Raw genomic sequence first — 12,196 nt, 5'->3', positions numbered from 1 at the left:
CTGATGAAAGAGAACCCAGCCCTCCGGCGTGCGCTTTGCCAGTCGCATCGCCCATCGCTCTCCTTACCGGATGCTCGCCATGGCCGCGCGGAACAGCAGCTCGAAGTCGTTCTTCACGCTCGGATCGCGCGTGATGGCCGTCTCGACCGCCTTCTGCGCCACGGGTCTTGGATAACCGAGGTTGACCAGCGCCGACAGCGCATCCTCGCCTGCGGGGCCGTGATTGACTTGGGTGGAGACGGGCGCGGTGGCGAGGTCGTCCAGCTTATCTTTCAACTCCAGCACGATGCGCTCGGCGGTCTTCTTGCCGATGCCCGGCACCTTCGTCAGCATGGCGTGGTCGCTGGCGCGAATGGCCGAGACCAGGCGGTCGAGCGCGATGCCGCTGAGCACCGTGATCGCCAGCTTGGGGCCGATGCCCGAGATCGAAAGCAGCCGCTCGAACATGCGCTTTTCGAGCTTGTCCGTAAAGCCGAAGAGCGCGAGCTGATCCTCGGCGACCTTGGTGAAGATGTGGAGCTGGGCCTCGGCGCCCTCGGCCGGCAACGCCGTGAAGGTAGCCACCGAGATGGCGACGTCGTACCCGACGCCGCCGCACTCGACGATGGCCTGGTTGGGAGACTTCGACAGAAGACGGCCGCGCAGATGAGCGATCATGTGCTCGATTGTAGCGTCTTGCGTTCCGCCGGTTACTCGTCGTCCTTGTCCTTCGACACCGGCACGTCCGGCAGGCTGAAGACCACGCCCGCGTGGTCGCCATCGGCAAGCGTGACCTTCTGCTCGTCCGGCCCAAAGGCGCGCAGCGTCTTGGTGTTTGGAATCTCGATGCCGAAGAGCTTCTTCGAGCCGCCGGTCGCCTCGCTGACCTGCGCGCCGCGCACCTTCAGGGTGTAATCGCCGTTGGGCACGTAGTCGAAGCGGAAGCTGCCATCGGGTTGAATCGTCGCCGACTGCACCTTCAGGAGCGAGGTCTCGTGCTCGTCGCGCAACTGCACCGTACCTGTGTTCGCGGGTGTGCTGTCGCTCTTCGCCAGCACCTTGCCCGAGAGCGAGTGCAGCGTGCTCAGTGGCATGACGAGGTCGACGCCCTTGCGGTCTTCGTGGGCCGTCACCGAGACGGGCTTCGCATCGGACTCGCGCGCGACATTGCCGCTGAAGACGGCGAGCCGCATCGCGCCGCCGGTCATCGCGGAGCCCGCGCTGGCGTTGCTCGCAGTCAGCGTAGCCACCACGATGTAGTCGCCCGGCGTGAGGCCCGCGAGGCGATAGTCGCCGCGATCGTCGGTCATGTGATTCGCCTGGAAGATCATGTCGCTCATGCTGGGGATGTCGCCTTCCGCGATTCCGAGACCGGCTGCAACCTTGGGCTTGTCTTGCTTCACAGGATGCGCGGTGAGCTTCCAGCCAGCGGCGGGGCTGCCGTCTTCGAAGAGCACGCGCCCGCTGATGGCCGCGCCAAGCTCCAGGCGCAGGTCGAGCCGCGCGGAGTCACGACCGGTGATGGTGACGACCGAGACGGCGCTCTTGATGCGCTGCTGCGTGGCGGGGTCGAGGCTGTTCACCTCGTCGCCGGCGAAGGCCGCGAGCGGATCGATATAGCCGGGCAGCAGGGCATGGACGTAGTAGCTGCCGGGCTTCACGCCGGTGAGCGTGTACTCGCCGGTGGCCGAGACGGTAGTCGATGCGACCATGTCGCCTACGGAGGACATGATGTTCGCAAACGCCGCGCCGGCGGCCTTGGTGTCGGCGTCCTCGGGCTTCTTCTTCGCGGGGTCCGCCTTGCCGAGCTTCACGGCCTTGTCGTTGGATTCGCCCAGCAGCTCGGCCAGCATGGACTCCGGGTCGTTGGCCTTGGGCTTCGCCGTCGCGCCATCCGGAATGCGCTTGATCAGCACATGCGCAAAGCGCGCGGGGCCGTTGGTGTCCGAGAGGACGACATGGCCGGTGATCGAGCCTTGTCCAGCGGGCGCGGACTGCGTCTGCGCGGTGATGGTGCAGACAGAGAAGATCCATGAAGTAACGAGCGTACCGCGGACGATGCGTTGCAGCATGTTGCCTCCAGTGTTGCGTCTTTCTTTAGTTGCGGAACAGAGTCATCGCTTGTTCTCTTGTTCGACTCAACCCATACAGCCTGTCATCCTGAGCGGAGGCGCTTACAGCTTCATCGTGAGCGCCGCAGTCGAAGGACCTGCTTCTCGTTTGTGCGGGAACCAGTGTTCGTGACGGAGCAAGCGAGAAGCAGGTTCTTCGCTACGCTCAGGATGACAAGCTGTCGGACGGATACAAATCACCTAAGTCAGCCGCTGTTGCCCCTTCAACTCCAGCAGCAGCGCCTCGATCTGATCCTCCTGCTCCAGCACCGCGAAGCGCTCTTCGAGCGTATCGCTGGTGTTGATGGCCGTGAGCGTGCGGCTGAGCGTGTTGCCCTGTTCGGCATCCTTCACCGAGCTGCTCAGACGATTCAACGTAGCCTGCTTCTCATGCGTGCCCAGCAGAGCCTGTGCGGTGGCGGCCTTGGCCGCGGTGCGCGCGCGGCGATGCTGTGCGATCAGCAGCTCCACCCGCGCCTTGGTCTCGGTCAGCTTCTGCTGCAGGCGTGTGTAGGCGCCGCGCAGCGTCTCGGCCTCCGCGGTCTGATCCTCAAGCTGCTGGACGTAGCCCTGCGCAAGCCTTTGGCTCGCGAGAGAACGTTCCAGCGCCGCGCGCGCCAGGTCGTCCTGCTGCTTCGCGACGGCGAGCTCGGCCTTGCGGCGCCACTCCGCCTGCGCGTCTTCGTGCTCCTTCTTTTTCTTCAACAGCAGATGCTGATCAGCGATCGCGATGGCCACCTGCGTCTTCACCTGCAGCAGTTGATTTTCCATATCGAGCACAAGCTGGCGAGCGAGCTTCTCGGGGTCTTCGGCCTTCGCGAGGAGGTCGTTGATGTTGGCGCGAAGCAGGGTTCCGACACGTTCGAGTAAGGCCATGATGAGACTCCGATCTATGTCGCGTGAACTACAGCAGATGATGGTGATGGTGGTGACCGAAGACATGCGAGAGCGCGAGCAGAACCAGCACGACCAGAATCACATGCCCGATCCCGCGACGGCGATGGTAGCCATAGCAGCCGCCATAACCGTAGCCATACGGGTTGTAGTGGCGTCCGCCGATGCGGAAGGGAAGCGTGACGAGCCGTATGACGGCGGAGACGGCGACGATAAAAAGAATCAGCAGGATCATGACGTTTCACATATGGATGCGGTTGAGGAAGGGCGTCCTGTTACGAACGCCCTTCGTGTGGTTTACTTGCTGTCGTCTTCGCGCGGCTTCATCTGCTTCACGTTCGACATCAGGTCGCTCATCTTCATGCCGCTGAGCGCCTCGAACAACGCGGGCACCTGGCTTGCGATCTTCGTCATCTCGCCGGTCATCTTGTGCGCGCCGATGTTGTCGTCGCCTCCAGTCGACACGATGGTGATCTTGTCGACCTTGCTGAGCGGCTCGGCCATCGCGCGGACCACGTCGGCCATGTTGGTGATGAGCTTGTCGACGACCGCGGCCTGCGTCCATTCCTGGTAGGCCTCAGCCTTCACGTTCATCGCTTTGGCCTCGGCCTCGCCCTTGGCGAAGATGATGTTGGCCTCGGCCTCACCCTGCATCTTCGTGACCGCAGCCTGCGCCTCACCCTGCACGCGTGTCGCCGCGGCGCGGCCCTCCGCCTCGCTGGTCAAGCGCGCCTTCTCGGCTCCGGCGATGTTCTGGATACGGCGTGCCTCGATCTCCGAGCCCTTCAACACGGTCGAGATCAGTTCGGCCTCGTGACGCGCAATCTCGGCCTCCTGCACCTTGACCATCTGCTCCTTCTCGATCTGCATGACCTTGACCTGCTCGGCGACGACCTGCTGCTGCATCACATTGGTCTGCAGCTCGTACGCCTTGTCGGCCTGCGCCTCCTGCCTGCGAGACTGCTCGAGATACTGCGCCTTCTGGATCGCAAGGTCGCGCTGCGCCTCGGCCTGTTTGCCGAGCGACGCGGTCTCCGCGATCACCCGGTCCTGGTCGCTCGCGGACTTCGCGATGGCCGCCTCGCGCAGTGCGTTGGCGCGGCGAATGGCGGTGTCGCGCTCGGCCTCGGCGGCGGCGATCTCGGCGTCGCGCTTGATGCGCGCTACGTCCGGCCGGCCCATGTTGGTGATGTACTCATTCTTGTCGCGCACCTCGCGGATGGTGAACGAGATGACCTCGAGCCCCATCTTGCTCATGTCGTCCATGCAGGTCGAACGCATGCGCTCGGCGACCATCTCCGGCTCCTTGACGATCTGCTCCACCGTCAACTGACCGATGATGCCGCGCAGATGGCCTTCCATCACAAGACGGATCAGGCCTTCGCGCTGCTCGGGACTCTTGGTGAGGAACTGCTCCGCGGCGGTGAGGATGGACTCGTTGTCCGAGCGCACCTTGATCTGCGCGACCGCCTCGACCGTGACCGCCACGCCCTGCTTGGTGTAGAGGTCCTGCTGAGGCGCGACGTCGAAGCTCATCAGCTCAAGCGTAAGTAGGCGGCTGGATTCGACGACTGGAAAGATGACCGCGCCGCCCGCCTTGATGACGCGCGGTCCACGGAAACCGTAGACGATGATGGCTTCGTTGGGGCCGGCTTTGCGAAACATCTTGCCGAGCAGCATGAGTAAGGCGACAGTGGCGACGATGAGCAGGCCTACGACGATTGCGACCGAGTTCTGCATGGCTTCCTTTGCTCTGCGTGGAGAGCTTGTGGAGGGTTAGAGGTTGAAGTTTCTTTTCTTGCTTGTCTTTTGGGCTTGTCATTCCCGCAGGGAATCTGCTTCTTTTGTTCTTGCTTCTCTTGCTTGTCATCCTCGAAGAGGATCTGCTTCTGTATTTGTTCTTGGTTTTGTTACAAACTGGCCAGACTGTCGCCCGTCCTAGCAAACCGCAGGTCCTTCGCTGCGCTCAGGATGACACGCGCCGTGCGTAGATCACGAGGTGCTCAGTTCATCCCACCGCCGCACATACGCGATGCCGCGTTCATACCGCAGCACAATTACCTCCGCGCCTCGTTCGATCGCGTCGCCATCCTCCGACCGGGCAGGCGTGGCCCTGCGCGCGCCGGTCTGCGAGAAGATGATCTCGCCCGTGCCGCCAGCCGCGCGGATCGGGTCGGCGACGCGTGCGACCACGCCGGCCATCTCCGTATCCTCGGGCTTCAGCACACGCTCATGCGGCAGCAGCAGCTTGAACAATGCGGCCCACAGCAGCAGCGCGCCCAGCAGTCCGCTGGCGATCGCAAGCAGCATGACGATCGTGACGCCGATGGGGCTGTAACGATGCAGCAGGTAGCCCGCGCCGCCGAACCAGCACAGGAACGCCGTGACGGTGAAGCCGTTGAAGGCGGACAGGCCGTGGCCGAGCTTATGCCCAATGGCCGCATGGCCATGACCAAGATGAAGATGTCCGATATGAAGATGCGCGAAGCCACCGAAGAACGAAAGCAGCGAAAGAATCAATCCAGTGACGAAGCAGATGAGGTAGAACGTATCCCAGTTCATGGGGTTGTCGTCTCTCGAACAACGGAAGGGGGTTAGGGTTTCGGTTGCGCCTCTGGCCGCAGCACCTGCATCAGGCGCTCCACCAGGGCGGGCGTTTCGAGGATCGACTCCAGCAGCAGCAGGCAACGGCGCGAGTCGTCGTGGTGCGCCAGGCGTAGCAGAGCGCGGCACAACTCCGGATCGGCCTTGCCAAACCGCTCCGCGCCGCCGATCAACCAGAGGTCCAGCTTGTCCTCGATGATCTCGGTGGTGCGCAGCTCCGACTGGAAGTCGTCCGGGTCGTCGACCAGATATCCCGGATGCACCTTGAAGAACTTCGCCAGCATCAGCCGCGTGGTGTTGGTCAGGTGCGGGCGCGCGCCCGATTCGATCTGCGAGAGATAGGACTGGGAGATGCTCTTCCCGGCCTCGTCCTCGATGGCGCGCACCAGCTCCTGCTGGGTCATCGCGCGGTCCAGCCCCCGAAGGGAGCCTTCGACCTCGCGAAGGTAGCGGATTTTGTCGGCGAGCTTCATATTGCGATCTGTAATAATTGTATTGCGGATTGCAATATTGCGCAAGAAAAAATGAATCGAATACTAAAAGCGGATTCCCTGCGGGAATGACAAACCAAAGAGACAAAGCCTGTCTTGTTTGTCATTCCCGCAGGGAATCTGCTTTTCGCCTTTCGCCAAGTGAGAGAATCGACCTATGAGCAGTGCACCGGAACGGGCGCGAGCCAAGGTAACCGTCGGAGTCTGCGGAGGCGTCGCCGCCTACCGCGCCGTGGAACTCGTACGCGCATTGCAGGACGCAGGGCTCGATCCGCACGTCGTCATGACCGCGTCGGCAAAGGAGTTTGTGACGCCGCTGACCTTTGCGGCCATCAGCGGCCACAAGGTCATCGATACGCTGTGGAGCGGCGGCGAGGTTCCCGGCGGCGCCAGCTCCGTCGAACACATCGAGCAGGCCCAGACCACGCAGGCGCTGGTGATCGTCCCGGCCACGGCCAACATTCTGGGCAAGCTCGCCAACGGCATTGCCGACGACTTTTTGACCACCATGTACCTCGCGACCAAGGCGCCGGTCATCATTGCCCCGGCGATGAACGTCGTGATGTGGGAGCACCCGGCGGTGCAGGCGAATGTCCGCACCCTGCAGTCGCGGGGCGTGCGCTTCGTCATGCCGGGCGCGGGCTATCTGGCCTGCGGGATGGAGGGTACGGGCCGGCTGGCGGAGATTCCGTATATTGTCAGCGCGGTTTTGAACGCCGTCGCCGGCAGGAACTTCGAGACCGGCCTCTCGCGCCAGACCGTGCTCATCACCGCAGGAGGTACGCGCGAGCCGCTCGACGGCGTGCGCTTCCTCGGCAACCGGTCCAGCGGGCGCATGGGCTACGCACTGGCCGAGGCGGCGGCCCGGCGCGGCGCACGGGTGATCCTCATCAGCGCGTCGACCGCGCTGCCGATCCCGGCGGGCGTCGAATTCCACAGCGTGTCCACAGCATCGGAGATGCGCGAGAAGGTGCTCGCATGGGCGCAGGAATCCACCATCGTGCTGAAGGCCGCGGCGGTCGCGGACTTCCGTCCGGTCACGAAGGCCGAGGGCAAGATCGCGCGCGAGGGCATGCTGACGCTGGAGCTGGAGCCGACCGAAGACATCGTCGCCGAGGTCGCCCGGCGCCGGCCGCCGGGTCAGCTCATCGTCGCCTTCTCGGCCGAGATGGGGGAAGGCCTCGAGCGCGCGCGGGCCAAGATGCTGCGCAAGGGCGTCGACGCCATCGTGGTGAACGACGTCTCTGCGCCGGGCATCGGCTTCGACTCCGACCGCAACGCGGGCACGATGCTGATCGGCGCCCGCGCCGTGCCCCTGCCCGAGATGACCAAGCGCGAGATGGCGGAGCGGATTCTCGATGAGGTGGTAGCTATGCGGCATCAGCCATAGCCTTAGAACCAGTGACAGGATCGTCTTGCTTAAGGGCACGGCTTCAGCCGTGCCACCGAACTGCTTCTGCCTTACGGCTTCAGCCGCTGAGGTACTCCTTCCTGCTGAGCTGGCTCCGTGCCGCACCAAGCGAAATCCGTACCCCAGCAGCTAAAGCCGGTCTCGTGTCAGCGCAGTAGCGGCACGGCTGAAGCCGTGCCCTTAAGCAAAACGATTCCGTGCAGTGATAAGGGTTGCGAAGTCCCTATTCCCTAAACCCTATTCCCTCGTTCGAGTCGTGACACACGTCGTCGGTTTGCTCGAACGCATCCCTTCAGAGTAGGCTTTCCCTAGGCGGTATCCAGCCGAACCGAGGCGGAACTGCACTGGAGCTTGCGATGAGTGTATGGTCTGCCCCTGGCAGCGGCCTGGATGGTTGTTCGCGTGTGAAGAAGGTGACGATCCCCTCTTTGCTTGAGAAGAAGCGGCTTGGACAGCGCATCTCGGCCATTACGGCTTACGATTTTTCCTCTGCAAAATTGATCGATGAGGCTGGCCTGGACATCGTCCTGGTGGGCGACTCCGTGGCCATGGTGATGCAGGGCCACGAGAGCACGCTCGAGGTCACCCTGGACGAGATGCTGGTCTACGCGCGCGCCGTGCGCCGTGGGCTGAAGCGCGCTCTGCTGGTCGTCGACATGCCATTTGGCAGCTACCAGGTGGACGACGCGGACGGCATCCGCAATGCGGTTCGCCTCGTGAAGGAGGCCGGCGCGGAGGCCGTCAAGCTCGAAGGCGGCATCACCCGCGCGCCGCTCATCCGCAGACTGGTCGATGCTGAAATTCCCGTGATGGGCCACGTCGGCCTGACCCCGCAGGCAGTGCATCGCATGGGCGGATACAAGGTGCAGGGACGCACCCTCGCTGCCGTCGAGCTGCTGCGCAGGGATGTGCAGGCGCTGGCCGAGGCAGGCTGCTTCTCCATCGTGCTCGAAGGCGTGCCGCGCGAGGCCGCCGCGATCCTGACCGCCGAGCTCGACATCCCCACCATCGGCATCGGCGCCGGGCCGGACTGCGATGGACAGATTCTCGTCTGGCACGACGCCATGAACCTGACCGGCGCCGCGCCCGCGCGCTTCGTGCGCCGCTACGCCGACGCGGGCAAGCTGATGCGCGACGGTCTGGTGCGCTACCGAGCGGAGGTCGAAGACGGTTCCTTCCCCTCGGACGCCGAGAGCTACCACATGAGCGGCGAGGCGAAGGAGCTCCTGAACCTGCAGCAGGCCGTAGCCTCCTGATGCGCATTCTGACCACGATTGCCGAGGCGCGTATCGCCTGCCGCGAGGCGCGGATGCGCGGCGAACTGGGCCTTGTGCCGACCATGGGCGCGCTGCATGCGGGACACATCTCGCTGGTCAGGCGCGCGCGGGAGGACTGCGAGACCGTCGCCGTCTCCATCTTCGTCAACCCGCTGCAGTTCGCCGCGAACGAGGACTTCGGCAAGTATCCGCGCCAGTTCGAGCAGGATTGCCGCATGCTCGAAGCCGCGGGCGTCGAGCTGCTCTTCGCGCCCACCGCGGAAGAGATGTACCCGGCGGGCGCGGCCACCTTCGTCGACGTCGGCGAACTGGGCGCGAAGCTCGACGGCGCCAGCCGCCCCGGCCACTTTCGCGGCGTGGCGACGGTGGTCTCGAAGCTGCTGCACGTCATCGCACCGGACAAGGCGTACTTCGGGCAAAAGGACGCCGTGCAGGTGGCCGTGCTCGCACGCATGATGCGCGACCTGAACTTCGAGGCCGAGCTGGTTCGCTGCCCCATCGTGCGCGACGCCGACTGTCTGGCGATGAGCTCGCGCAACGCCTACCTGAGCGCGGCCGAGCGGCAGCAGGCGCTGGCCCTGCCGCGCGCGCTGATCGCCATGAAAGCCGCGATCGCGGCAGGCGAACGCTCGCCGGTGCGTGTGCTGGCCGAAGGGCTGATCGTACTGGCCGCCGAACCCGGCGTGGCGTTCGAGTATCTGGAAGCCGTCGACGCCGATACGCTCGAACGCGTCACGAAGATCGAGCCGGGAACGCTGATCGCCGTCGCCGCGCGCGTGGGCGGCACGCGGCTGATCGATAATATGCTGGCGGAGTAACAGCCTTGACGAAGAGACCGGCGCCGACGCAGTTCGAGTTTGAACAGGGCAAGCGGAAGCTGCTGCGCGACGCCCTGCGGCCAAACGACCAGCGGGACATCGCCTTTCGGCACATGATCCTGTCCATCCCGCCCGGCAAGGTGAGCACTTACGGCGCGGTGGCGGCGGCGGCGGGCTATCCGCGCTATCACCGCGCCGTCGCCCGGCTGCTGCGCGTCGACCCCGCCGATCGACTGCCCTGGCATCGCGTGCTGGGCGCCGGCGGCGAGATCAAGCTGCGGGACGACGCCGCGCTCGAACAACAGGCGCGTCTGAAGCTCGAAGGCGTAACCTTCAGCGGCAAGCGGGTCGACATGGACCGCTTCGAACATCGACTCAAGCCGTGGGAGATCGATCGTTAGGCGTCAACGAAAGGGAGCGAAGCATGCGAGACGAAGAGATACGCGAAGCCCTGAACGCGCACTGGCGCGCCTCCGCGGCCGGCGATGCGGAGGCCGAGCACGACATCTACAGGGACGACGCCATCTGCGACTACCCGCAGTCGGGCGAGCGCATCGCCGGGCGGAAGAACCTGCAGGCTCTGCGGAGCCACCATCCCGGCCGGCCGTCGGGCTTCGAGGTGAAACGGATTCTCGGCAGCGGCGATCTCTGGATTACGGAGTACGTCATCCTCTACCAGGGCCGGCCCGCGCATACCGTCAGCATCATGGAGTTCCGCGACGGCAAGGTCGCCCATGAGACGCAATACTTCGCCGAACCCTTCGAGGCGCCCGCATGGCGAAGCCAGTGGGTGCAGCCGATTACTTCGCCCCCGGCCCGGCCTTCATCAGATCCACGAACATCCGGTTGAAGCGCGGCAGGTCGAGGTCCATCTGCACATGCACGGGCTGCAGCGTGAACTTCGGCTTGTTCTCCGCCGTCCACGTCAGCGTGTCGCCGTAGTTCGGCCCGTGGTTGGTGTCCACGTCGACGTAGAGCACCTGCTCCTTCGTGATGATCGACGGGTCGAGCCACGCGGCGGCTTCGAGCTCGTCCCACAGGTAGTAAAGCTCGTGCGTGTACTTCGCCAGATACCGCGCGGAGGGCGTCTTCGCGGCCTTCAGCTCGTCGAGCATCGCCTGGGTAAACTGCGTCTTCACCGAGATATCGACGGTGGTGAGATCGATGCGCGGCCATGGCGCACGCAGCGCGATGTGCGCGGCCTCGGGGTCGAACCAGAAGTTGAACTCGTGCCTGGGGTGCGTCGCGAACTCGGGGTCGCTGGTCTGCGGCGCCAGGCTGCCGCCCATGATGACGATGCCCTGCGTCAGCTCGGCAAAGCCGGGGTCGATCGAGAGCGCGAGCGCGATGTTGGTCAGCGGCCCAGCCGCGTAGATCGTCACCTGATGCGGATGCGCATGCACCTGCCGGATGAGGAAGTGCGCCGCGTCCTCGTCGAGCGGCTTCAGCGACGGCTCGCCCTCCACCTGCGGAGGGAGGACATACGGTCCGTGATACGGCTGCGCACTGGTCTTCGCCGCGAGGTCTCCCCATGCGCCGTACCAGGGAAAGCTGCCGACCTGCGCGCGTTCGAGGTTCGTCTCCACCTCGGTGCGCATGAGCGGAAAGACCGCTCCGGGCACGACCGGCACGTCGGTGTGTCCGGTCAGCTCCAGCATGCGCAGCGTGTGCCGCACCTCTTCGGTCTCCCACGCGTTGCCGCTGACCATGGTGATGCCGAGCACCTTCGCCTTCGGCGACTGCAGCAGCACCATCATCGACATCTGGTTCGAACCCGCCGGGCCGGAGCCATCCTGATCGATCAGGACAAGACGCGGGTTCTGGGCCAGGGCAGGCAGCGTCAGCAGGGCGAGAGCGGCGGAGAGAACGGCATGAATGCGGGGCATGTCTTTCAGAGTAACAACTTCGCGAAGGCCTGCACCTCGGGAAGGGGCGCGCGCAGAAAGAACGCGGCAGCCTTCTCGAGAAACGCCGGCGTGGCGGTCTCCGGCACCTTGCGGACCCAGACCTCCGCCTCCGCGAGATGGCCTGCCTCGGCGAGGACGCGCGCATAGTGGAACTGCCCGCGGAAGTCGCCCAGCTCCGCCGCGCGCTTGTAGTGCGCGACCGCGGCCTGCTGGTCGCGCGCGACGATCCAGCCATCCTCGTAGAAGCCGCCGAGCACATTGATCGACTTCGCATGCTCCATGCCCGCGGCGCGGCGCAGCCAGTAGAGCGCCTGCTCGTTGTCCTGCGGCACGCCGTCTTCGCCCCGAGACAACAGGGTCGCGAGGTTGTACATGCCCCAGTCGAGCCCGCGTACCGCAGCCTTGCGAAACCAATGCGCGGCCAGCACAGCGTCGCGCGCGACGCCCCAGCCCTGGTCGAGACACCGGCCCACCATGTTCATCGCCATCGGGTCGCCGCTCTTCGCGGCCTGCTCGAACCAGTGCAGCGCCGCCGCCGGGTCGCGCTCGACTACCTTGCCGTCGAGCAGCATCTGGCCGAAGAGAAGCTGGGCCTGTTGCACGCCACGGATCGCCGAGTCGCGCACCAGCTCCACATCGTTTTGGTCGGGTTGATTCGTCATCGCAGCAATCTAAGACTAATTTAGTCCGCGATCTCGTGCAAA

The 12,196-nt window shown here is 64.7% G+C and carries 14 protein-coding genes; 5 read left to right on the top strand and 9 right to left on the bottom strand.

Going from position 1 to position 12,196, the window contains the following annotated elements; genetic code table 11:
* Window positions 1–63: 63 nt before the first annotated feature.
* The 7 genes from ruvA to CHB87_RS03125 all read right to left on the bottom strand — a co-directional run bounded on the left by ruvA (window position 64) and on the right by CHB87_RS03125 (window position 6,061).
* Window positions 64–657, bottom strand: a complete 594-nt coding sequence (ruvA, locus tag CHB87_RS03160; protein ID WP_089406912.1) for a Holliday junction branch migration protein RuvA — start codon at window positions 655–657, stop codon at window positions 64–66.
* 32 nt (window positions 658–689) lie between these two features.
* Complete coding sequence (locus CHB87_RS03155) at window positions 690–2,051, bottom strand: MSCRAMM family protein (protein ID WP_089406911.1); 1,362 nt, start codon at window positions 2,049–2,051, stop codon at window positions 690–692.
* Between the two features lie 240 nt (window positions 2,052–2,291).
* Window positions 2,292–2,966, bottom strand: coding sequence for a PspA/IM30 family protein (locus CHB87_RS03150; protein ID WP_089406910.1), 675 nt, complete (start codon window positions 2,964–2,966; stop codon window positions 2,292–2,294).
* 28 nt (window positions 2,967–2,994) lie between these two features.
* Window positions 2,995–3,219, bottom strand: coding sequence for a hypothetical protein (locus tag CHB87_RS03145; protein WP_089406909.1), 225 nt, complete (start codon window positions 3,217–3,219; stop codon window positions 2,995–2,997).
* A 62-nt stretch (window positions 3,220–3,281) separates the two neighbouring features.
* Complete coding sequence (locus CHB87_RS03140; RefSeq protein ID WP_089406908.1) at window positions 3,282–4,724, bottom strand: flotillin family protein; 1,443 nt, start codon at window positions 4,722–4,724, stop codon at window positions 3,282–3,284.
* 252 nt (window positions 4,725–4,976) lie between these two features.
* Window positions 4,977–5,546: an NfeD family membrane protein gene (locus tag CHB87_RS03130; protein WP_089406906.1), complete on the bottom strand. Its 570-nt coding sequence runs from the start codon at window positions 5,544–5,546 to the stop codon at window positions 4,977–4,979.
* A gap of 32 nt (window positions 5,547–5,578) precedes the next feature.
* A complete protein-coding gene (locus CHB87_RS03125) occupies window positions 5,579–6,061 on the bottom strand; it encodes a helix-turn-helix domain-containing protein (RefSeq protein ID WP_089406905.1) in 483 nt (160 codons plus the stop codon).
* 175 nt (window positions 6,062–6,236) lie between these two features.
* Between CHB87_RS03125 and coaBC the strand changes: the two genes are divergently transcribed.
* From coaBC to CHB87_RS03100, 5 genes are all read left to right on the top strand, one after another.
* Window positions 6,237–7,469, top strand: coding sequence for a bifunctional phosphopantothenoylcysteine decarboxylase/phosphopantothenate--cysteine ligase CoaBC (gene coaBC, locus CHB87_RS03120; protein ID WP_089406904.1), 1,233 nt, complete (start codon window positions 6,237–6,239; stop codon window positions 7,467–7,469).
* Between the two features lie 377 nt (window positions 7,470–7,846).
* The gene (gene panB / locus CHB87_RS03115) at window positions 7,847–8,746 is read left to right on the top strand and encodes a 3-methyl-2-oxobutanoate hydroxymethyltransferase (protein WP_089406903.1); all 900 of its coding nucleotides are present in this window, start codon (window positions 7,847–7,849) and stop codon (window positions 8,744–8,746) included.
* Complete coding sequence (panC, locus tag CHB87_RS03110; RefSeq protein ID WP_089406902.1) at window positions 8,746–9,585, top strand: pantoate--beta-alanine ligase; 840 nt, start codon at window positions 8,746–8,748, stop codon at window positions 9,583–9,585. Before panB ends, panC begins: the two co-directional genes overlap by 1 nt.
* 5 nt (window positions 9,586–9,590) lie before the next feature.
* Entirely contained in the window at window positions 9,591–9,986 is a 396-nt protein-coding gene (locus tag CHB87_RS03105; protein WP_245817785.1) for an MGMT family protein, read from the top strand.
* 23 nt (window positions 9,987–10,009) lie between these two features.
* Window positions 10,010–10,435 carry a nuclear transport factor 2 family protein gene (locus CHB87_RS03100; RefSeq protein WP_089406901.1) on the top strand — a complete coding sequence of 142 codons (426 nt, stop codon included), beginning with the start codon at window positions 10,010–10,012 and terminating at the stop codon, window positions 10,433–10,435.
* On the opposite strand, the gene CHB87_RS03095 is transcribed toward CHB87_RS03100, so the two are convergent.
* The gene (locus CHB87_RS03095; RefSeq protein ID WP_089406900.1) at window positions 10,386–11,471 is read right to left on the bottom strand and encodes a nucleoside hydrolase; all 1,086 of its coding nucleotides are present in this window, start codon (window positions 11,469–11,471) and stop codon (window positions 10,386–10,388) included. The two genes, CHB87_RS03100 and CHB87_RS03095, sit on opposite strands and share 50 nt — an antisense overlap.
* Before the next feature lie 5 nt (window positions 11,472–11,476).
* Window positions 11,477–12,154 (bottom strand): tetratricopeptide repeat protein, encoded by a 678-nt coding sequence (locus tag CHB87_RS03090; protein ID WP_089406899.1) that lies wholly within the window; start codon window positions 12,152–12,154, stop codon window positions 11,477–11,479.
* Window positions 12,155–12,196: the final 42 nt, after the last annotated feature.

The sequence above is a fragment of the Granulicella rosea genome, assembly GCF_900188085.1.
Classification (GTDB): Bacteria; Acidobacteriota; Terriglobia; order Terriglobales; family Acidobacteriaceae; genus Edaphobacter; species Edaphobacter rosea.
Note: the sequence above shows the minus strand (reverse complement) of the source record. Positions and strands in the feature narration are given on the sequence as shown.